This window comes from Christiangramia pacifica (genome assembly GCF_057221535.1).
In genome coordinates, this window is the sequence record NZ_CM170146.1 from 2,089,234 (window position 1) to 2,109,076 (window position 19,843).

A 19,843-nucleotide genomic window follows, 5' to 3' on the forward strand; every position below is an offset into this window, starting at 1 on the left:
TTATTAAGACCTTTTTAACAGGTTTAAAATGCTGTAATTATGGTCTTGGATACCGTTTTCTGATCTGGCGTAGCAGCCCTTCAAGGCTATTTATTTTTAATTCGAAAACCTGTTGCATCTGGTCTCCAAGTTTACCGGGAGGAAAACCTTTCTGCCTGAACCAAACATAATATGGTTCAGGAATATCTGATAAGTAATAATCTTTATACTTGCCGAAATGCATTTTTGCATAGGCTAGCTCGAGTAATTTTTGTGGATCTGGCTCTGGCAAGGTTAGGAAGCTTTTAAGTAATCAAAAAGTTCTGAAAACTTCTTTTTGTTCATGGGTTTCACCATGTACTTGATCACATTAGGATATTCTTTGGCCTTTTCTTTATCGATCCTGCTGGTACTTGATGTAAGAATAATGATACGATGAAAAATGTTATGATTTTTTAGAGCTTCCAGGAATTCCCACCCATTCATCACCGGCATGTTCAAATCCAGAAAGATCAATGCATCTTCATCTTCAGCAACAGAATTGAATGCCTCGGTAGGATCTGTAAAATCTTTTACAAAACCTTGAAAACCTTCCAGCTCTAACAATTTCTTGGTAATGAAATTTGAAATAGGCTGATCGTCTACCAGATAGATCTTCTTCATAATTTTGTGGCCTTTAATTCCATTAATTCGTCTGTAGCCATATCAACAACTTCCTTTAAAATATCATCCATTTCCTCTACCGTAGTTTCCAGTTTTGGAAGTAATTCTTCTCGAGACTCCTTATCTTCCATAAGGCCGTAAAGTTGTACGATCCCTTGAATTCTGGATAAAGGTTCTCTAATGTTATGTGAGTTCAACGCCAGAACATGGAGTAATTTTTCATTTTTCTGAACAATTTCCCTCGTCCTATCCTTAATGGTTTGTTTCTGATTTTCTACGATACGCTCAATCTCGCGATTCTTAGATTTAATGGTGTCGTACGCTTCAGAAAGATTTCGGTTTTGTATGGCCAGTTGTCTTTTCAGATAGATCTCACTGAATTTTGACTGGATACAATCCACTACCAGTTTTAGGATCTCAACATCGCCGACCGAAAATACTTTTTCCTGGTCGGCGAGCAAAGATACTAATACTTTTCTATCAGCTTTATCAAAACACCATCCCCAAAGAACAGGATCGTATAACGAATGTACATCAACCTTGTCCCGTAGAAGTTTATCCGGGATTTCATTGGTTATAATGGGGATACCCTTTTCCAGAAGTTCTTTTTCATAAGGAAAGATATCAGTTTCTTCACGAAGATCGAACCAGATATTATTGCCATATAATTCAAAAAAGAATAGTTTATCTCCCTGATGAATGGTCATCCTTATAATTCTGAAATTCAGAAGATATTTAAGATGAGTTTTACAAACATCAGCAACCTCATCAAGATCTCCGCAGCGATTTACATCGTTGGCAAATTTTGAATAAGCTTCATAGGTAATCCTATAAAGTTGGGAAGTATTTTGGGTGATACCACGCATTAAGTTAACGACCTAATTCTTTACTGTGGAGTTTCAAGCAATTCGTTATCTATTTTGATACCTGAAACATCAGCGATCGTATTCAGCATGTTTACTAAGTCTGCCTGAGCCATTAATTCCTGAATTTCTTTTGAAGTAAAACCGGCTTCTTCCAGTTTTGCAAAATCTTCATCTGAAATTTGAGAATGGTTTAAAGCTGCTTTGGTCACTACCTGGATAGCCGTTTTATAACTAACGGGCATGGAAGGTGAGTTCATACTTTGGGTTGCTCTAAAACCGTTTTCATCAGAAATCATAGAACTCATGCTATCAGCAAAAATACCGTGGGCATGTGAGCAATAATTACATCCTCGTTCTTTTGAAACGTTATAGATGATGAGTTGTTTTAATACGTTTGGAACCTGTCCTTCCATTAGAGTGTTTTTTAATTTACTCCAGTTTCCTTTAAGAAGAAGTTCGTTATCACCCTGGCATTTAAACCAGTTCAATACGAAGGGAAGTTGTAAGGTTTTTTTCGTGTCGTCGTAAATTTCCTGTACTTGAGGCGAAGCCTGCTCGTAGGATACCATTTTAAACCTGGTTTGGGTCTCGGTTAGATTTTGGTCCATAGAGATTTTGTAGGGGAATATTAATATTTCGGATTAAAGTGTAAAGATTACAGTTATTTTTTGTCTTTCATCGATATTCAGAGGATTTTAACGTTTTCAGAATATTTTCCTAATAAAGTCAAACAATTTGTAAGTCGTATACTACATAAATAGCTCGTTAAATATTTGGTAATCTTTAGCCCTTCTCTCAGGGTATTTTTAGCTTTAGCATTCCAAAAAAATCATATACGAAAAATGGCAATATTCGGTTCTATCATCAAAAGTCTTATAGATCTTAAAGAGAGTTTTACTACGGAAGGAGAGGCAGAAAAAAACCAGGAAGAGGTACTTCGAGAACTACTTAAGAAAGCTAAAAATACGTCTTTCGGTAAGCACTATAAATTCGAAGAAATTTTAGAATCTGAAGATATCCAGAAGGAATTTAGTAGCCGGGTACCTTACTTTGATTACAATAAAATTGATAAGGAATGGTGGCATAAATATCACGAAGGTGAAGAAAATGTTACCTGGCCTGGAAGACCACCCTATTTTGCTCTAAGTTCTGGGACTACTGGTAAGAGCAGTAAAAGAATACCGGTTACTGAAGAAATGCTGGATTCTATACGTAATGCGGGAATCAAGCAGGTGAGTGCCTTAAGTAATTTTGATCTTCCGCCAGATTTTTTCGAGAAAGATATCATGATGCTGGGAAGTTCTACAGATCTTCAAAAAGAAGGAGACCATGAAGAAGGAGAGATCAGTGGGATTAGTGCTAGTAATATTCCTTTCTGGTTTAAAGGTTATTATAAACCGGGCGAGGAAATATCTAAAATCGAAGAATGGGATGATCGTGTTCAGAAAATCGCCGAAACCGCAGAAGAATGGGATATCGGGGCTTTGAGCGGTATTCCTTCCTGGATGGAATTGATGCTGAAAAAGGTGATCGAGTATCACGATTTAAATAACATCCACGAAATTTGGCCAAACCTTCAGGTATATACTTCAGGTGGTGTTGCTTTTGAACCTTACGAAAAAAGCTTCAAAGCTTTGCTTGGTAAACCCGTTCAGGTAATTGATACCTATCTTGCTTCAGAAGGCTTTTTAGCACTTCAGAACAGACCAGATACGCATTCCATGAAATTGATCCTGGATAATGGTGTTTATTTTGAATTTGTTCCATTTAAACCGGATTATATCAAAGAAGACGGTTCTTTAACTGATGATGCACCAGTAGTGAATCTTTCTGAAGTTGAAGAGGATGTAGATTACGTATTATTAATTTCTACGGTTAGTGGAGCTTGGAGATATTTGATTGGAGACACCATAAAGTTTACCGATAAAGAAAAGCATGAGATCAGAATTACCGGAAGAACTAAATTTTTCCTGAACGTAGTTGGTTCTCAATTGTCAGTGAATAAAATGAATGATGCGGTTCAGGAGCTTGAAAAAGAATTCGATATTAAAATTCCTGAATTCGTGGTAGCAGCAAAAAGATCTGAAGAAGACAATGAATATTATCATTACTGGTACCTTGGTACTGGAGATGAGGCAAATAATGAAAAGCTTGCAGAGGCGCTGGATAATGCGTTGAAAAATGCGAATAAGAATTACAAAGTTGCCAGAGGTAAAGCTTTACACGGAGTTAAGGTAACCACCATAGATCCAAATATGTTTCATGAATGGAACGCGCGTAATAAGAAAAAAGGAGGTCAGGTGAAAATGGAAAAAGTGATGAATGAAGAGAAACTAAAAGACTGGCAGGAATTTCTGAAAGAACAGGGAGCCATTAGTTAATCGGTTTCTTCATGAATTTCATCGATCAGCACCATAATCTCTTCCTGGGACAGGTAAAGATCCTGAATTCTGTCTTTATAAGTGTCTGAAAGTTTTGAATGATTCAGAATAAAATCCTTGGTAGCGATTATATTCTCACCAAGACCGTGATTTACTGCATAAGTATCTGCAGCTCTTTCAGCTTCCCTAATGTAATTTTTGGAAGTTACATATTTTATCCCGAACCATAATAAGTCCATTGCAGACCGGTCACGGTAATCCATAATATGACCTAATTCATGGCCAATCCAGCCAACCAGCACTTCTGAAGGTACATCAGAAACATCAAATACTTCATCTTCAATAGAGAACTTTTCATTGATAAAGATAAGGTAGCTTCTATTTTTTCGATTCTTAAAAATGCCGCCTAGTTTTGGTTGCGCCTGCATAAAAGACTTTTTAATATTCTTTTTAAATCGAATTTCAATAGGAGTATCTTTTAATTCCGGATAATGAGAAAAAGCAACATATGCTTCTCTCCAGATTGAATCTGGTACAATCTTATTCGTAAATTTTAAACTGTCTTTTTGTTGCATGGTTGATTTCTGGGCATAACACGCAGGCAGAATCATCAAAAAAGAAATTAGAAAGATGGTTTTTTTTATCGTGCCTGTCATATAATATTATTATTTACCAAATTACAACAAAATTGGTGCCTTATAGTTTTTCAAATTTTAAAATAGACTTAAAAAAAAAGCAGATCAAACTGATCTGCTTTTTAAAATCAATATTTAATAATTATCTAGCTTTTCAGGATTTCCTGAAGTCTCTGCTGAAGTTCAGCATCAGATCTCAAAGCCATCGCCATTTGCTGATATCTTTCCAGGCTTAGATTACTTTCTGTAATAACTTCCTGCATTTTTTTCTGAAACTCAGGTTGCATTTCTTCCAATTCTGAAACTACTGCATTGTATTTTTTATCTTCTTCTGCGGTTGTTTCAACTTCTTTTTTCGGATCCATTTTTGCCTGGTGAATTTCGTTAAAACGTTGCAATTCGAAATTTTGATCCTGAACCACAGCCATCATTTCCTTCTGTGCCTCCTGATTCATCATTCTCATTTTCTGAAATACTTCAGCAAATTGATTAAGTTCTGCATCGCTCACCTCTATTTGTTCCTGTTGTTGTGGCATTGTGGTAGATTGAGCCGACATTGAAGCGGTTCCTACAGCAACGACAAATAACAGACTACTAAATAACTTTTTCATTTTCTTTATTTTATAATTTACTACTGATTGTACGAAAACTGTGCCTAGATCTGGATAATCGATTAGCTTTAAGAAATGACGCTGAATTCTTAAGGAAGGTTTAACAAATTTAGGCTTAAGGATGTTAATTAAAATTAGCTAGATTTTGCTCGATATGATCTTTGTGCAGATCTGACATGTTAGATTGTAACTGATTTCCGCAAAATAGGGCTAAGATCGTTTAATCGATCTTTCATATGTAGAAACCCACTCAGCAACACTTATTTTTGAGGCTAATTCACCTATTAGTTCGTAAGGGATATTTTCTAAATCCTTTAATCTGATACAGCTTTTTCCCATATCCGGTTTTTTACCGGTTCTGTTCTTAAATTCCCCAATAAACCATTCGTTCATACCTTTATCTGCAAAGATGCCCATATGATAGACTGCAATATAATTTTTTTGAGAAGCCAGGTTCATAAAAGGTAGCGGTAAATTGGGATCACAATGGTAGCCATCAGGATAAATTCTATGCGGCACTACATAACCAATCATTCCATAATTAATGGTCTCTTCAAAACCTTCAGGAAGGTTCTCCTTAATAACCTTTTGTAATTTTGTCATAGCCGAAACTCTTTCCTGTGGAAGTTTCTTGATATAATCAGACGCAGAAGTAGCTTCAATTTTCATAGGATTTCGAATTACATTCTAAAATAACGATTCGACCGGAATTCTCATTATTATATTTTCAGCTTCTGATATATCAATTTCTTACCTTTAAAATAAAAATCAATGTGTTACCAGAAATCGCTGAATCAATCTGAAGATAATTTAACCCGCTATATGGATACTCCTCCTGTAGAAAGTGGGATTCTCACTCCTTATTTTTTGAACGATGGTTTTACACATCAAAATGTTTATATCATTCCCATGGATGAACCGGGCCACTGGTATCCGTCAAGCTGGGGTTTAGTGCCAACCTACACGAATGCTTCAGATTTTTATGCCAATAGAAAATATAATACGTTAAATGCCAGGGACGATAAGGTTTTTGATTCCAGAATTTATTCGACACCCATTCGTGAAAATAGATGCCTGATATTTGCTGATGGGTTTTACGAACCTCATCACGCAGGTAAAGAAAGTCAGCCTTATTTTTGTTATCTCGATGAAAGTGAATCTATCACAGATAGATCTATTTTTACTTTCGCCGGAATTTATAACCGTGATGATTCGGGAAATTATTCAGCATCCCTGATCACAGTAGATGCCAACCCTTTATTTGAAAAAGTTCATAACAAAGCAAAGAGAATGCCGCTGGTACTGGACAGAAAATTTGAAAAAGAATGGATAGCAAGTTCTCAATCTGAATCTGTTATAAGGGATATTATAGCTGAAGGTTTCACCACAAAGAATTTTGATGCTCATCCGGTTATAAATTACAGGCTTAAAAAGAACTGGGCATTGAAAGAAACCGAAAAGGTTTTACAACCTGTGGATCCTATAGATAAAAGTTTGGATCTTTGAAGATTGGAACTAGTCAGCTCTTTTTAAATATAAACCACAGAGACCGAAAAGTGGACCAAGCGCCAGAATGCTGAAAATCCAGACCGGGGTATTTCCTGAAGCCAGAAAATTCAATAACTGAATACTAAAAATAGTAATTGTAAAGCCAAGACAATTGACTATGGTTAAGGCAGTTCCACGCGATTCCGGAGAGGCATTTTTAGCAACAAGAGTAGAGAATAGGGGCGAATCAGCAATTACCACCAATCCCCAGAATATTAAAAAAGAAATCAGAAAGATTTCAGATTCAAGCATTATAATAAAAGGGGATAATAAACAGCAAATTCCGGATAATAGTAATGCGGAGGCTGCAGTTTTTCTTACTCCTATTTTTTCAGAAATATATCCTCCAACAATACAAGCGATGCTGCCCAGACCAATGATAAAAAACGAAATAAGGGGAATGCTGAAATCAGATCCTGAATGAATTTGCTGATGATAATTTAAAATTACAGGAACGAAAGCCCAGAAGGCATATAGTTCCCACATATGACCGAAATAACCGAAAGCTGCAGATCTGAATTTTTTGTTCTTGAAAACCTTGAGAAATAAACTCAATTCTGGCTTTTGTTTTCCAGTTCTAAAGGGTCCGTTAGGAACGAGCAGGAAAATTAATAACCCGCCTAAAACGGCCAGAAGTGATGTGGCCAGGATTACCGATCTCCATTCCCAATCTGCCTGCCCCAAAACTTCTCTCAATAAATGTGGAAAGGCAGTTCCCAGTACCAGCGCACCAACCAAAAAACCTAATGATCTTCCCAAACCTTTATCAAAGTAGTCTGCGGCGATCTTCATTCCAACAGGATAAATTCCGGCAAGTGAAAACCCAGTCAAAAATCGAAAAAGGATCAAGGTATAAAGACTATTATTTTGTAGAAGGGCGCCGAGATTAAAAATGGCTCCCATCAAAGCACAAATGAAAAAGACATTTGAAGGAGAAAACCTGTCTGCAATAGTCAAAAATGCAAAACACAACGTCCCAGTAATAAATCCAAACTGAACGGCAGAAGTTAAATGCCCAAGCGCATAAGGATCTAAGGCAAATTCATTTAGCAGGTTTGGCATAACCGCATTACCGGCAAACCATAATGAGGTGCAGCAAAATTGTGAAAAAACGATTACAGGCAATATCCGGGAAGGTATACTCAAAACAAAAGATTTAAGTTCTTACTGGATATTGCCTGCATCATTTTAATTAGCTGGATGGCTAATTTAATTTTTTAAAGAATTATCAGGCATTTTTACATCCTCATCTCTCAGATATTTATCCAGAAAAGCCAGGATCTGCCTGTATCCTTTTATCTCGTTCTCTTTTTTTACAAAACCGTGACCTTCGTCTGGAAACACCATATATTCCACAGGCACATCATTCGCTTTTACGGCTTCCACAATTTCATCAGATTCTACTTGCAACACTCTTGGATCGTTTGCTCCCTGAAGCACCATAATTGGATTTTTTACATTTTCCGCATGGAATAGGGGAGAGATCTTTTTGAGTCGGATTGAATCCTTGGTCGTAGGATCACCTAATTCCTCATATAAAGCGTTTCTGAAAGATTCCCAATATGGAGGAATAGATTTGAGTGTTCTCAACCAGTTGGTAACTCCAAAAATGTTCACACCAACTTCAAATTCGTCTGGTTCAAAGGTCATCGCAGCCATGGTCATATATCCACCATAACTGCCTCCAATAATACCTATTTGATTATTATTGATATAATCCTGTGATTCCAGCCATTTTTTTCCATAGATAACATCCTGAAGATCTTTCTCACCATGATTCTTATCATCCATTTTATAAAAACTGGCTCCATAACCACTGCTTCCACGGTTGTTTACTGCTAAAACAGCATATCCGTGATTTACCAGGTATTGTATTAATGCTGAATAGCCTACACGAGATTGACCTCCGGGACCTCCATGAACCCAAACCAGTGCAGGTTTCTTGTTATCAGCTGTCGCATTTAAAGGTTTATAGTAGATCGCAGGAATCTCAAGGCCATCAAAAGATTTATATCTAACCACTTCCGCGGAAACGAGATCTTCAGGATCTATTTCCGGATTCAGGGTATTGGTAAGCTTTTTTAATTCTTTCGATTTAAGATTGTAGACATAGATATTATTGGGAGTTTTTGAAGTTCCCACGGTCAGCCTTAATAGATCTTCACTTTCGGAAAAACTTGCAGATACGATATTACCATCCTTGATTTCTGGAAGATCTATTGGTTCCTGACTATCATTTTTCCACATGATAAGTTTGTTGGCACCATCTTCATTTATCGCAATTACCCTGTAAGTGTCATTTTCACTGAGGTTGCTGTACATCACATCCCAGTTTGTTTCATATAGTACTTCTGAATCCATCGAAGAAAGATCAAGAGCCATTAACCTGCTAAATTCTCCTCCGTGGTTCGTTGTATAATAGAAATCTTCTTCATTTTTACTAAAACCCGTTGGGCTATAGCTAAAGCCAGGTTTGGAAATTTCAGTCTTTTCTCCAGATTCCCGATCCAGCAGAAATAATTTATTTTCACTGGTGGTGATAGATTGAGTTAGCGCCAGAAACTTTCCGGATGAAGAAAGTCCTGCAACAGAATATCCTTCTTTGTTTTCATAGAGCATTTCGGGCTCCCATTCGCCAACTTTCATTTGATATAGATCGAAAAATTGCGGATCTCTTTTATTAGACAGGTAATACATATATTCCTTATCTGCGCTCCAACCTGCAAATTCTGCTTTTTCATTTTCTCCTGGAGTAAGATCTTTTGAACTTCCGTCCGGTTTTAAAAGGTAAATATGATCTATCTCATTTCCGCCTTTATCTGAAGAGTATAAAATATCCTCACTATTAGGCACGTAATCTACAGCGAAGAACGATTCATTTTCTGAATTCGTAACTGCTGTTTGACTACCGTCAGAAATATTAATCTCATAAAGGTTGAAAATACCTGATTTATCACTGCTGATAAGCAATTTTGTTTCGTCTTCAGAAAAGTTTCCCCCGCCAATACGGGTATTTTCATAGAATTGCTCAATGCTATATTCCTTGGCATTCTTTTGATCCTGTGCATAAAGTCCCATGGCGAACAGGAAAATAAATAAACTGATTTTCTTCATTTTTTGGTGTGTTAGTTAGAAAATTGACTTCTGTGTTTGAAGGTCAGTTAAATATACAAAAATTGAATGTCTGAAGAGTCGCCGCTAAAGTGATAAGACAAGCTTACAAATACTGCTGGTTGTTATTTGTAAGTTCATGCTTTTCCTTTCCTGTATGCTCTGTGGAAGCTGGTTCAAAAAGCATGACCTGAACTTCTTCATCAGCGATAGGTTTATGTTCAACCCCTTTTGGAACAATAAAGAATTCATTTTCCTGAAGTTCAACAATTTTATCATGGAATTCTATTTTAAGTTTACCCTTAATGATAAAAAACATTTCATCCTCATTTTCATGAGAGTGCCAGATAAATTCACCTTTAAGTTTTGCCAATTTCACCTGTTGGCCATTAAGTTCCCCTACAATTCTCGGGTTCCAGTGATCTGAAAATTTTTCAAATTTTTCGCTGAGGTTTACTTTATTCATGATTTTTATTTTGCTATTGCATTAGCCAGAGATAAGTTTCGGCAAAATTAGAACTCCAGAGTTTTTCATTATGCTCACCGCCTTCAACATATTTCACCTGAAAATTTTCTGGATCCAATCCATTTTTGGTAAGTACCTCGATCATTTCCTTTAGATCTGGAACCATATCTTCAGATTCTTTGGTGCCAATAAGAAAATAAAACCTGGTTTCAGAATTCAATTTTTTCTCTTCGGCAAGATCGTATATTTTTCGGTTAAACCAGAAAGAAGGAGAATAGGAGCCAATCATTCTAAAGGTATCAGGATATTTATAAGCGGCGTAAAATGAAACCAGTCCGCCCAGGGATGAACCCAAAATCCCGGTATTTTTTTGATCAATTAAAGTGTTATAATTAGAGTCTATATGAGGTTTTAAATTTTCTACCAGAAATTCAAGATACTTGTCGGCTTTTCCACCGCCATATTTTTCATGCGGGTAAGGTGTAAGTTCATCAATTCTTTTTGTACCGCCGTGTTCGATACCCACGATGATCGCTTCAGGTTTTTCGAGACTGTCCAGGCTTTCGTCCACTTTCCATTCGCCGACATAAGAAGTTGATCTATCAAATAAATTCTGAGCATCATGCATGTAGATCACCGGGTATTTACGGTCTGAATTCTTGTAAGATTTTGGTAAATAGATCCAGATCTTTTTAATAGTGTCGAGTTGGGGCGCTTCAATTTCAAAAGTTGAAACCTGTGGTGATGCTGTGGATTGAGCGATGAGACTACCGGCAAAAATTAAACTGAAAAATAAAAGGATTGATTTTAACCTGGTTTGCATGAATTAAATTTAGTTTCTAAAAATAGGATAATCTTATAAAATACGCGGATTAGTCATTAGAAGATTTTGCGCATTCAAAACAAGAAATAAGGTTATTATCAATTTCAGCTTTTTCTGAACCTTTTAATGCTTCAGTAAGTTCTCTCTGCTCCTGAACTATTTGATAAAAGGATTTTGCATATTCTACCAGATGATTTCTCCTGCTTTTAATCTTCTTGCTGATGTCTACCTGATCAAGACTAGATATTGCTTTAGGCCAGACTTTGAAAGATTCTTCAATTTTTTCATCTTTCAGGTTATTTTGTAAAATTTTAGCTTGTTCAACATACATTTCTTCAGGAGTATTTAGGAGAAAATAACGATCAAAAGGATATACCAGTCCCGGCATATAATCAATTTCTGCTTCAAAAGGTCTTACTAAAGGCTCTACATTTTTGTTAGTGATAATAGAGGGAATTACTCCGCTAAGGTTGAAAAACGCGTTATCACGATCTCCGGCAATGGGAATAGCTTTAATTTTTCCATTTTTTTCTTGAAGAGCCCAACCCCATTGTTCGGCATGCCGATCCCAATCTCCAATAAGCAGGTCAAAAAGTCTCGCCTTGATCAGCGCTGCCCGATCTATACTTAATTTATTATTTTTTTCCTGCTTAAGTTCCTGAAGATCTTTAGTTTCAACGATCTCATCTATATCCTTTAGATCTGTCCAGTTCTTTTTACTTTCGGTTTCGTATTCCAGTAAATAAAGGCGATTTCCATATTTCTTATTATACTTTCCCATAGATTCCTGCTTGGGAATAAAAAGCATTTGTGGATGGGTATGGAGTACGCCGGCTATTTCTGCTAATTCTGCTGCGAGAATGGCTCCGTGCGGATGCTGAGCTGAAATCCCATCAACGATAATATTCTCCAGTCCCAGCGTTTCAGCCATTTCAGGGATCAGCTTTTTAGGATCTTTATTTACACTTCTTAAAGTAAATACTACCCCGTCTGAATTTTCAAGTTTTAGAGAGTGAGTTTGTTTTCCGCCTCCTTCTTTTATGATCTTTAAACCACCCTTGAGCGTATCTAGAAATGCGATAGGGACTTCAATTGGAGTCGCCCAGGATTTTCTATAATTATCTCCCTGCATGAAAGTTTTAAGTAGATCACCTTCATATAAAGTGCTTGGAGCTATTAAAACTGAATCATGTTTACTGAAATCTAATTTTTCCAGATCTTCAACATCTTCGATCTGGCAGGTTTGAAAATCTTTATCGGTACTGGAAACAGACCAGTATATAAGAGCTAAGAACACGACTACTAAAATCGAAACTAAAGCTATCAGCTTTTTCATCAGGGATCTGTTTTATAAACCTTTCGGAAATTAAATCTATGATTTTAAAGAAAACCTGAACTTTTTAAAAAGTTATAATATTCAAAAAAAATCTTCTCATCAAAGATTTGTATGATCCTCTCTTTTTTAAATTTAAATTGTACAGAGAATGATTTTTGAATCTTTCATAAATTTAGAGAAAAAACGAAGAGGTCATGGATTATAAAGTTCCTGCCAGCACTAGAATTGGTCACATTCATCTAAAGGTTTCAGATATAGATAAATCTCTAAAATTTTATAGAGATTTGCTAGGATTTGAAATAACAGAGAGACTAGGGGAGCAAGCTGTATTTCTATCTGCAGGAGGATATCATCATCATATAGGTTTAAATACCTGGAATAGTTTGAATGCTCCGGAAGCTTCTAAATCTGGCGTTGGTTTGTTTCATGCAGCAATTTTATATGATACCAGAAAAGACCTGGCTGCGATCACCCGAAGGTTATTAGAAAAAAATTATCCTCTTACCGGTGCTGCAGATCACGGAGTTTCTGAAGCGATTTACCTTGATGATCCTGACGGAAATGGGATAGAGTTATACTGGGATAAGCCTAGAGAAGATTGGCCGGTGAAAGATGATGGGAGTATTAGGATGTTTACCAGGAGTTTAAATTTACAGGAACTTATTCAGAATTGAATTTGATTTCCATGTATTGCTAATAAATAATATCAAGGCTGGTACTATTTTTATTTTACGTATAACCGTAAGATAACACTATTTCTTTTTCATATCATTGCAGCCAAATACGGTGATTATGAAAAGCTTTTTAATGTTACTGGCGGCCATATTTTTCAGCCTGATGGTAAATGCGCAAGTGGATTCTACTAAATTTCAAATTGAAAAAGGTTCCTGGAGTCTTGGAGGATTTGTTTCCATTGGTGGTGGCAATAGGGAAGATGTTGACATGACTCCCTATCAGGACTCAGATAGCTTTGGGTTCATCCTCAACCCGGAAATGGGCTATTTTATTTCAGATAATTTAGCTCTCGGACTCTCTTTAGGGTATTCTTATTCCAGGACAAAATACAATGGGGAGGAATTGAGGGATGAATCGATCAGGCATGGGGTGAATTTTTCACCTTACGTGCGAAAGTTTATTCCTATCGGTTCCAAACTGGCATTTACAATCATGGGATCTTTAAATTACAGATATGATCAGTATAAATATATAGGGGATAGAAATTTAGATAAATCTGAAACCAATACTTATGGTGTTAACCTAAGACCGGGATTCTCTTATTTAATTAGCGATAGGTTTACTTTAGATGCCAATATTGGAAATGTTTACTATTCCTACATGAACCGATTTGATGACGGAAGAGAAGATTTTTCCAGATCTAATTATGGTGTGGATCTGAGTAGTAATATTTACTTGGGAATACGCTACTATATTAATTGATTATGAGGTTTATAAAATCTCTTTCTAAGCCAGAAGGAAACTTTTACCAGTAGTATCAGGGCGGGAACTTCAACAAGAGGACCAATCACGCCCGCAAAAGCCTGTCCGCTATTTAGCCCAAAAACTGCAATGGCAACGGCAATGGCTAATTCAAAATTATTTCCTGCCGCGGTAAAAGAGATCGAAGCGTTTTTCTCATAATTTGCTCCCATAGCTTTGCTAACAAAAAAACTGATCAAAAATATCAGGCTGAAATATATAAGAAGCGGAATGGCAATTCTTACCACGTCCATGGGGATTTCTACGATCAGTTCACCTTTTAATGAAAACATAATAATGATGGTGAATAACAATGCGATAAGCGTAAGTGGCGAGATGGTAGGTATAAATTTACTTTCATACCAATTAACACCTTTCAGTTTAACTAAGGTCACCCGGCTAAGAATTCCCAGAACAAATGGAATTCCTAGATAGATCAAGACACTTTCCGCAATTGTTTTAATCGAGATATCTACGATGGCAGCTTCAAATCCGAAAAAGGGAGGAAGGTAAGTGATGAATAACCAGGCATAAAAACTGTAGGCGAATACCTGAAAAATACTATTCAGGGCGACCAATCCCGCTCCATATTCGCTACTTCCTTCTGCTAAATCATTCCAAACCAACACCATTGCGATACAGCGGGCCAGGCCAATTAAAATTAGACCAACCATATATTCGGGATGATCCTGCAAAAATATTATCGCTAAAAAAAACATGAGTAATGGTCCTACGATCCAGTTCATGATCAGGGAAATACTAAGGATTTTTACATTTTTGAAAACTTTCGGTAAAAGCTTGTATTTAACTTTGGCTAGTGGCGGATACATCATGAGAATTAGTCCGATGGCAATGGGAATATTAGTTGAGCCACTACTGTAAGAATTAATATTTTCCGGAATTGAAGGAATAAAATATCCCAGGGCAACACCAACTCCCATCGCTAGAAATATCCAGACAGTTAGATTTTTATCCAGAAAGTTCAGTTTTTTGGCCATGCTATTTTATATTTTTTAAAAACATAGATCATTTCTGAAGCGATCTGGTCGCTGCGCTCATCATATTTAGATTCAGCCAGTGGTGTATTATCAAACTCCTTCGGATCTTTATAATCAAGCGGAATTCTAGCTTCAGAACCTGCAATGAATGGGCAGTTCTCATCTGCATGAGAACAGGTCATCACTGCTGCAAAATTTGCAGAGGGATTTTCATTAACATCATATACCTTGGAATAGCAATCTAATGCCTTCGAATCTTCAGAAAAATGGACTTTGAAATGAGGATTATTTCCAGAATTTTCCTCAATTTTAAAGCCGGCTCTCTTAAGAGCATTAATAGCATTTATATAAAATTGAGTGGCTTCAGTACCGCCGGAATAACATTCGGTATCTACGCCGAAATTTGCCGAAATTGCCTGGGCCCAAACCTGGCCTAACTGACTTCTTCTGGAATTGTGGGTGCAGATAAAATTTAGTTTAACAATTTCTTCCGCATCTTTCTTATTCTGAATAAAATCGATTAACGGTTGTAATACAAGCTTGCGCTCTTCAGAAATTTCTTTCTGACTCAGAACTTCAATCTTCCTGGCAATTGCAGGGAAAAGTTTTATTGTACTCATAAAATAATATTAGCAGCAACCAGAATTAGGGGCGCAGGATGAATTCTGAAGTTCAGACAGTCTTACTTTAGGCTTTTTGGCAGGAATACCGCAATTTTCTTTAGCCAGACAGGCCGTTTGGGTATTTACCAGCAAAAAGTTTTTGCCGTTGAATTCGAGATCGAATTTATTGATACTTTCGCCCTGGTACTCCACTTCGATCTCCACATCAGGAAGATCCAGTTTATTTTTAGCCAGTTCTATGATTTTAACCAATTTCTCGGGATGTAATCGATGGTTATAATCATTCTCTTCCCATAATTGAAAAGAGATCTTTTCCTCATCCCTTAATGTTCCACCACAATCAATAAAATGTTTGCTGATCTTTCCAACCTCAGTCACATGAAAATGTTCCGGGACCAACTGTCCGTTAGGGAGTTTGAAAGCGATTTCGTTTAATCCGGATAACTGATTAGTAAATTCTGATAATTTCATAATTGATGTCTTTTCATCGTATTATTACGATAGTTATTAACAAATTTTTTTAGCAACACTCGCCCGGTCCACAATTTTGGATCTTATCAAACATGCCATTAAAAAGCTTTTGAATAGAACTCCATTTCTCAGGATTTATACAGTAGCTCATAGAAACACCTTCAATGCTTCCCTGAATAAGTCCAACATTCTTCAGCTCCCTTAAATGCTGACTAATTGTTGCCTGGGCCAGACCTAATTCATTTACCAGGTCTCCATTTATGCATTTATTCGATTCAAGCAAATACTGAAGAATAGCTATGCGAGCAGGATGTGCCAACGATTTGGCTAGAACGGCCAGCTCATTTTGTTCTTTAGTAAATAGATCTGTTTTAGTTACACCCATAATAATTACTATATTGCAATATTACGATGAATAGGATTTACATCAAAATTTCTAATTATTAAATCTGGACTTTTTTTCCAATTCTGGCAGCTTCATTGATCTTTTCAACAATATGAATGTCTTTAAGTCCTTCAATACCCGGAACCATAACTTCAGAATTATTTATAATCGCCAGGGCATCATCGTCCATTTGTACGGCCTGTTGATTTTTACCCATTGGAGACAGAATTTTTCCACTACTGGTTTTTCCCTTTACGCCAGAATAAGATTGCATTGGTCTTAAATAATACCAGCCTCTATCCGCATTTATAGTGAGATCATTCAAACTCTCTCCGAAACTGGTTTTTCCGTCCACGATGATCCCGCCGGGAAACTCCATTTTGAAACTGGTAGTTTCATCTACTTCAGTAAATATTTCCGGTCTGTCTGTAGATTGTTTTGCCGTAACACTTATTGGCTCCAGTCCGGTAGAATATCTTGCGGCATTGATTGTATAGACTCCCATATCATAAATAGCTCCACCACCCATTTCTTTCTTCAGTTTCCAGGGGTTGATGGTTCCACCATTATAGCCAGCTTCAGAAATCACATTTTTTATATTGCCGTAAGGTTTTGTGTCAGCCCATTTAATGATGGTTTGGGTATTCTTCTCATGTTGCATTCTATAACCTATAGAAAGTTTTACTTTATTCTTCTTACATGCGTCAATGATTTGCTGACATTCTTCGGCGGTTCTTGCCATTGGTTTTTCACACCAAACGTGTTTGCCGGTGTTGGCTGCCTTGATCGCATATTCTGCATGAAGACCGGTAGGCAATACGATATAGATCACATCAATATCATCATTATTGGCGATCTCATCCATGTTTTCATAATTGTAAACATTAGCATCTTTAATTCCATATCGCCGTTGCCAAACAGGAATTTTTTCCGGACTACCAGTTACAATACCTCTCAATTCGCAATGTTCTGTTTGCTGAAGAGCAGGAGCGAGGAGATCTGTACTGTAATATCCCAGTCCCACCAAAGCCACTCCTAGTTTCTTTGAATTTGCATTAAAGGCGCAGGAAGGGAATGGAAGTAAACTAGCCCCGATCAATAAACCTGATTTTATAATAAAATCTCTTCTGTTTCTCATGTCATTAATTTTCCTCTTAATTTAATAAAACTGTGACAATTGCTTATTGATCGAATTTCTAAATTTCAAGTTTATAAATTGAAATTTGTTTCAAATGAATAATATCTGTCGTTAAAATTGATTTTATAAAATGGTGTGTCCCAGCAAGGTATCCCTAAGTTTAAGTTAATATTTCTGAAAATTTTAAGGTAATGTTATTCTCGCCGTTCTTAAAAAGGGTTAATTATCATAAAGTCAACAAAGCATTAACTCTTTGTTGGCAGCGTTCACGGGGTTTAGGAGTTAATTTCACTCTATCAAACCAAACTACTATATACGATGAAACGCTTTAATGCATTAAGAAAAATTTCTTTACTTATTGTCAGTAGTACGCTATTTTACGCTTGTAATTCCAACACACAAGTAGTTGAACCTTCCACATCTCAAACGGAAGTGATGACTATGAAAAATCCAGTGATCAAAAAAGATCCAAAAGTTTATCGCAAACAGATTACATATACTATTGACTCTCTAAAAACCCGAAAACAGGTCGACAGCCTTGTAAATTCATATTCAGACGATCAATTGAAAACAATACTTGCTTTGAATAGAATCGAAAAGAATAGATTAAGACCGGAAAGGCCTATTGTTGTTCCAGACTGTCCTTCAGATGAATTTAATACGTATAGTCCCTTTCCCGAAAATATCAACTTTTTACAATGCATTCCTAAAACTGTGTTGATCTCACAAAGAGTACAGGCATTCGGACTTTATGAGAATGGAGAACTGGTAAAATGGGGACCTGTAAGTACTGGTAAGAATTCAACGAGAACTCCCAATGGATTGAATTACGGGAATTACAAAGCGAAAAGAAAGGTTAGTACAGTAGATGAATCTTGGATTCTTCCTTACTATTTCAACTTTATGAATTTTGAAGGAGTAGGTGTACACCAATACGCTCTTCCTGGCTATCCTGCTAGCCATGGATGTGTTAGATTATATATGGACGATGCAAAGTACATTTTTAATTGGGCTGATATGTGGGATGTTGAAGGTTCTCAAATTGCCAGAAATGGTACGCCGTTTATGGTATTCGGAGAATATGATTATGCTTCAGATAAGCCATGGATCAATTTGACCCAGAATATGAAAGCGAATGATTTAACTCAGGAAGAAATAAAAACTCTAGAAGGATACATTCAGAAATATCAATCAGACCCTAAGAATTATCACAATATAGCTTCGAAAAATGCTGAAGCAGAATTAGCCAAAGCTTAATTAAATTAGATTTTAATTTAATTGGCCGGTAACCATTAATATCCTAGTAGATCTTAATGTTTACCGGCTTTTTTATACCTTGATGTTTACTGGTTTATGTATATTTATTTTAAAAATTATTGAAGGCATCTATTTCCAGATAATTATTGATCTATGAAAAACTACAATCCAGCTGCGGTTTTATTTATCGGAATTATGGTAATGTTGCTCTTTTCCTGTCAGATGCAGCCTGAGATTGAAATGAATCTTCAAAATAGTGTATCATTGGGTGAAAAAAATCCTGTAATTAAAAAAGAAGCTAAAAATTATAGAACCCAGGTAACTTATGAACTGGACACGATGCAATCAACCAAAGAAATAGATAGTTTATTTACTCTGCTAAATGAAGATCAAACCAAGGTTTTGCTTGATCTCAATCGTATAGAGAAAAATAGAATTAAGCCTAAAATGGCTATTATTATTCCCGATTGCATTTCATATGACCTGGTTGAATACTCACCGATGCCTAAGAATATTCATCAATTAAAATGTTTGCCAAAAAGTATGATTATTAATCAGCGTACACAGGCATTTGGATTGTACGAAAATGGAGATCTTAAAAGATGGGGACCAATTTCCTCCGGAAAAAAATCTTCCCCAACTCCCAACGGATTATATTACAGTAATTATAAATCTAAAATGAAGACCAGTTCGGTAAATCATGCCTGGAAATTACCTTACTATTTCAACATTATGAATAATGAAGGTATAGGTATGCATCAGTACGAAATGCCCGGGCATCCTGCTAGCCATGGTTGCGTAAGGCTTAAAATGGAAGACGCTCAATTTATTTATGATTGGGCCCAAACCTGGACATTAGAAAATAATCAGGTGGCAAGGCATGGAACTCCAATAATGCTCATTGGTGAATACGATTATCAATCTAAAATCCCATGGCATTTATTAAAAGAAAATATGAAGGCTGATGATCTAGCTAAAGATGAATTTGCAACTATTGAAAAGTATATGTTAGCTTATCAGGAAGATCCATTAAACAATAAAAACCTGAAGGAAAATAATCTAAATGATCAATAAAA

The 19,843-nt window shown here is 36.4% G+C and carries 23 protein-coding genes; 6 read left to right on the plus strand and 17 right to left on the minus strand.

What is annotated here, in order from left to right:
* Nucleotides 1–37 precede the first annotated feature (37 nt).
* The 4 genes from AC2S94_RS09745 to AC2S94_RS09760 are packed head-to-tail and all read right to left on the minus strand — an operon-like array spanning nucleotide 38 to nucleotide 2,116.
* Nucleotides 38–271: a DUF3820 family protein gene (locus tag AC2S94_RS09745; protein WP_484628408.1), complete on the minus strand. Its 234-nt coding sequence runs from the start codon at nucleotides 269–271 to the stop codon at nucleotides 38–40.
* Between the two features lie 2 nt (nucleotides 272–273).
* Nucleotides 274–642, minus strand: coding sequence for a response regulator (locus tag AC2S94_RS09750; protein WP_484628409.1), 369 nt, complete (start codon nucleotides 640–642; stop codon nucleotides 274–276).
* Nucleotides 639–1,508: an ATP-binding protein gene (locus tag AC2S94_RS09755; RefSeq protein WP_484628410.1), complete on the minus strand. Its 870-nt coding sequence runs from the start codon at nucleotides 1,506–1,508 to the stop codon at nucleotides 639–641. The genes AC2S94_RS09750 and AC2S94_RS09755 overlap by 4 nt, the downstream gene beginning before the upstream one ends.
* Nucleotides 1,509–1,528: 20 nt before the next feature.
* A complete protein-coding gene (locus tag AC2S94_RS09760; protein ID WP_484628411.1) occupies nucleotides 1,529–2,116 on the minus strand; it encodes a carboxymuconolactone decarboxylase family protein in 588 nt (195 codons plus the stop codon).
* 234 nt (nucleotides 2,117–2,350) lie between these two features.
* Between AC2S94_RS09760 and AC2S94_RS09765 the strand changes: the two genes are divergently transcribed.
* The gene (locus tag AC2S94_RS09765) at nucleotides 2,351–3,889 is read left to right on the plus strand and encodes a GH3 family acyl-acid amido synthetase (protein WP_484628412.1); all 1,539 of its coding nucleotides are present in this window, start codon (nucleotides 2,351–2,353) and stop codon (nucleotides 3,887–3,889) included.
* Here AC2S94_RS09765 and AC2S94_RS09770 read toward each other — a convergent pair.
* The 3 genes from AC2S94_RS09770 to AC2S94_RS09780 all read right to left on the minus strand — a co-directional run bounded on the left by AC2S94_RS09770 (nucleotide 3,886) and on the right by AC2S94_RS09780 (nucleotide 5,804).
* Nucleotides 3,886–4,500: a M48 family metalloprotease gene (locus AC2S94_RS09770; RefSeq protein WP_484628413.1), complete on the minus strand. Its 615-nt coding sequence runs from the start codon at nucleotides 4,498–4,500 to the stop codon at nucleotides 3,886–3,888. The two genes, AC2S94_RS09765 and AC2S94_RS09770, sit on opposite strands and share 4 nt — an antisense overlap.
* A gap of 170 nt (nucleotides 4,501–4,670) precedes the next feature.
* Nucleotides 4,671–5,135 (minus strand): DUF4168 domain-containing protein, encoded by a 465-nt coding sequence (locus AC2S94_RS09775; RefSeq protein WP_484628414.1) that lies wholly within the window; start codon nucleotides 5,133–5,135, stop codon nucleotides 4,671–4,673.
* A 210-nt stretch (nucleotides 5,136–5,345) separates the two neighbouring features.
* Complete coding sequence (locus AC2S94_RS09780) at nucleotides 5,346–5,804, minus strand: DUF1801 domain-containing protein (protein WP_484628415.1); 459 nt, start codon at nucleotides 5,802–5,804, stop codon at nucleotides 5,346–5,348.
* Between the two features lie 102 nt (nucleotides 5,805–5,906).
* On the opposite strand from AC2S94_RS09780, the gene AC2S94_RS09785 reads away from it, so the two are divergent.
* A complete protein-coding gene (locus AC2S94_RS09785; protein ID WP_484628416.1) occupies nucleotides 5,907–6,641 on the plus strand; it encodes an SOS response-associated peptidase in 735 nt (244 codons plus the stop codon).
* A 9-nt stretch (nucleotides 6,642–6,650) separates the two neighbouring features.
* On the opposite strand, the gene AC2S94_RS09790 is transcribed toward AC2S94_RS09785, so the two are convergent.
* The 5 genes from AC2S94_RS09790 to AC2S94_RS09810 all read right to left on the minus strand — a co-directional run bounded on the left by AC2S94_RS09790 (nucleotide 6,651) and on the right by AC2S94_RS09810 (nucleotide 12,419).
* Nucleotides 6,651–7,829 carry an MFS transporter gene (locus AC2S94_RS09790; RefSeq protein ID WP_484628417.1) on the minus strand — a complete coding sequence of 393 codons (1,179 nt, stop codon included), beginning with the start codon at nucleotides 7,827–7,829 and terminating at the stop codon, nucleotides 6,651–6,653.
* Between the two features lie 63 nt (nucleotides 7,830–7,892).
* Nucleotides 7,893–9,797 carry a S9 family peptidase gene (locus AC2S94_RS09795; RefSeq protein WP_484628418.1) on the minus strand — a complete coding sequence of 635 codons (1,905 nt, stop codon included), beginning with the start codon at nucleotides 9,795–9,797 and terminating at the stop codon, nucleotides 7,893–7,895.
* Between the two features lie 103 nt (nucleotides 9,798–9,900).
* Complete coding sequence (locus AC2S94_RS09800) at nucleotides 9,901–10,260, minus strand: cupin domain-containing protein (protein WP_484628419.1); 360 nt, start codon at nucleotides 10,258–10,260, stop codon at nucleotides 9,901–9,903.
* A gap of 13 nt (nucleotides 10,261–10,273) precedes the next feature.
* Entirely contained in the window at nucleotides 10,274–11,083 is an 810-nt protein-coding gene (locus tag AC2S94_RS09805) for an alpha/beta hydrolase (protein ID WP_484628420.1), read from the minus strand.
* Between the two features lie 49 nt (nucleotides 11,084–11,132).
* Nucleotides 11,133–12,419 (minus strand): hypothetical protein, encoded by a 1,287-nt coding sequence (locus tag AC2S94_RS09810; protein ID WP_484628421.1) that lies wholly within the window; start codon nucleotides 12,417–12,419, stop codon nucleotides 11,133–11,135.
* Nucleotides 12,420–12,613: 194 nt separating this feature from the next.
* Here AC2S94_RS09810 and AC2S94_RS09815 point away from each other — a divergent pair, with 194 nt between their 5' ends.
* Entirely contained in the window at nucleotides 12,614–13,093 is a 480-nt protein-coding gene (locus AC2S94_RS09815) for a VOC family protein (protein ID WP_484628422.1), read from the plus strand.
* A 118-nt stretch (nucleotides 13,094–13,211) separates the two neighbouring features.
* On the plus strand, nucleotides 13,212–13,856 hold the full coding sequence (locus tag AC2S94_RS09820; RefSeq protein ID WP_484628423.1) for an outer membrane beta-barrel protein: 645 nt from the start codon (nucleotides 13,212–13,214) through the stop codon (nucleotides 13,854–13,856).
* Here the strand turns inward: AC2S94_RS09820 and arsB are convergent.
* The 5 genes from arsB to AC2S94_RS09845 are packed head-to-tail and all read right to left on the minus strand — an operon-like array spanning nucleotide 13,844 to nucleotide 17,510.
* Nucleotides 13,844–14,893: an ACR3 family arsenite efflux transporter gene (arsB, locus tag AC2S94_RS09825; RefSeq protein WP_484628424.1), complete on the minus strand. Its 1,050-nt coding sequence runs from the start codon at nucleotides 14,891–14,893 to the stop codon at nucleotides 13,844–13,846. The two genes, AC2S94_RS09820 and arsB, sit on opposite strands and share 13 nt — an antisense overlap.
* Nucleotides 14,878–15,513: a low molecular weight phosphatase family protein gene (locus AC2S94_RS09830; RefSeq protein WP_484628425.1), complete on the minus strand. Its 636-nt coding sequence runs from the start codon at nucleotides 15,511–15,513 to the stop codon at nucleotides 14,878–14,880. The genes arsB and AC2S94_RS09830 overlap by 16 nt, the downstream gene beginning before the upstream one ends.
* A 9-nt stretch (nucleotides 15,514–15,522) precedes the next feature.
* Complete coding sequence (locus AC2S94_RS09835) at nucleotides 15,523–15,987, minus strand: DUF6428 family protein (protein WP_484628426.1); 465 nt, start codon at nucleotides 15,985–15,987, stop codon at nucleotides 15,523–15,525.
* A gap of 49 nt (nucleotides 15,988–16,036) precedes the next feature.
* On the minus strand, nucleotides 16,037–16,372 hold the full coding sequence (locus AC2S94_RS09840) for an ArsR/SmtB family transcription factor (protein ID WP_484628427.1): 336 nt from the start codon (nucleotides 16,370–16,372) through the stop codon (nucleotides 16,037–16,039).
* Nucleotides 16,373–16,430: 58 nt separating this feature from the next.
* On the minus strand, nucleotides 16,431–17,510 hold the full coding sequence (locus tag AC2S94_RS09845; protein ID WP_484628428.1) for a Gfo/Idh/MocA family protein: 1,080 nt from the start codon (nucleotides 17,508–17,510) through the stop codon (nucleotides 16,431–16,433).
* A 318-nt stretch (nucleotides 17,511–17,828) separates the two neighbouring features.
* On the opposite strand from AC2S94_RS09845, the gene AC2S94_RS09850 reads away from it, so the two are divergent.
* Nucleotides 17,829–18,767, plus strand: a complete 939-nt coding sequence (locus AC2S94_RS09850) for a L,D-transpeptidase (RefSeq protein WP_484628429.1) — start codon at nucleotides 17,829–17,831, stop codon at nucleotides 18,765–18,767.
* A gap of 153 nt (nucleotides 18,768–18,920) precedes the next feature.
* Nucleotides 18,921–19,841: a L,D-transpeptidase gene (locus AC2S94_RS09855; RefSeq protein ID WP_484628430.1), complete on the plus strand. Its 921-nt coding sequence runs from the start codon at nucleotides 18,921–18,923 to the stop codon at nucleotides 19,839–19,841.
* Nucleotides 19,842–19,843 lie beyond the last annotated feature (2 nt).

Coding starts and splice junctions, on each gene's coding strand:
- AC2S94_RS09750 (WP_484628409.1), bottom strand. CDS start 642: ATGAAGAAGATCTATCTGGTAGACGATCAGCCTATTTCAAATTTCATT.
- AC2S94_RS09755 (WP_484628410.1), bottom strand. CDS start 1,508: ATGCGTGGTATCACCCAAAATACTTCCCAACTTTATAGGATTACCTAT.
- AC2S94_RS09760 (WP_484628411.1), bottom strand. CDS start 2,116: ATGGACCAAAATCTAACCGAGACCCAAACCAGGTTTAAAATGGTATCC.
- AC2S94_RS09765 (WP_484628412.1), top strand. CDS start 2,351: ATGGCAATATTCGGTTCTATCATCAAAAGTCTTATAGATCTTAAAGAG.
- AC2S94_RS09770 (WP_484628413.1), bottom strand. CDS start 4,500: ATGATTCTGCCTGCGTGTTATGCCCAGAAATCAACCATGCAACAAAAA.
- AC2S94_RS09775 (WP_484628414.1), bottom strand. CDS start 5,135: ATGAAAAAGTTATTTAGTAGTCTGTTATTTGTCGTTGCTGTAGGAACC.
- AC2S94_RS09780 (WP_484628415.1), bottom strand. CDS start 5,804: ATGAAAATTGAAGCTACTTCTGCGTCTGATTATATCAAGAAACTTCCA.
- AC2S94_RS09785 (WP_484628416.1), top strand. CDS start 5,907: ATGTGTTACCAGAAATCGCTGAATCAATCTGAAGATAATTTAACCCGC.
- AC2S94_RS09795 (WP_484628418.1), bottom strand. CDS start 9,797: ATGAAGAAAATCAGTTTATTTATTTTCCTGTTCGCCATGGGACTTTAT.
- AC2S94_RS09800 (WP_484628419.1), bottom strand. CDS start 10,260: ATGAATAAAGTAAACCTCAGCGAAAAATTTGAAAAATTTTCAGATCAC.
- AC2S94_RS09805 (WP_484628420.1), bottom strand. CDS start 11,083: ATGCAAACCAGGTTAAAATCAATCCTTTTATTTTTCAGTTTAATTTTT.
- AC2S94_RS09810 (WP_484628421.1), bottom strand. CDS start 12,419: ATGAAAAAGCTGATAGCTTTAGTTTCGATTTTAGTAGTCGTGTTCTTA.
- AC2S94_RS09815 (WP_484628422.1), top strand. CDS start 12,614: ATGGATTATAAAGTTCCTGCCAGCACTAGAATTGGTCACATTCATCTA.
- AC2S94_RS09820 (WP_484628423.1), top strand. CDS start 13,212: ATGAAAAGCTTTTTAATGTTACTGGCGGCCATATTTTTCAGCCTGATG.
- arsB (WP_484628424.1), bottom strand. CDS start 14,893: ATGGCCAAAAAACTGAACTTTCTGGATAAAAATCTAACTGTCTGGATA.
- AC2S94_RS09830 (WP_484628425.1), bottom strand. CDS start 15,513: ATGAGTACAATAAAACTTTTCCCTGCAATTGCCAGGAAGATTGAAGTT.
- AC2S94_RS09835 (WP_484628426.1), bottom strand. CDS start 15,987: ATGAAATTATCAGAATTTACTAATCAGTTATCCGGATTAAACGAAATC.
- AC2S94_RS09840 (WP_484628427.1), bottom strand. CDS start 16,372: ATGGGTGTAACTAAAACAGATCTATTTACTAAAGAACAAAATGAGCTG.
- AC2S94_RS09845 (WP_484628428.1), bottom strand. CDS start 17,510: ATGAGAAACAGAAGAGATTTTATTATAAAATCAGGTTTATTGATCGGG.
- AC2S94_RS09850 (WP_484628429.1), top strand. CDS start 17,829: ATGAAACGCTTTAATGCATTAAGAAAAATTTCTTTACTTATTGTCAGT.
- AC2S94_RS09855 (WP_484628430.1), top strand. CDS start 18,921: ATGAAAAACTACAATCCAGCTGCGGTTTTATTTATCGGAATTATGGTA.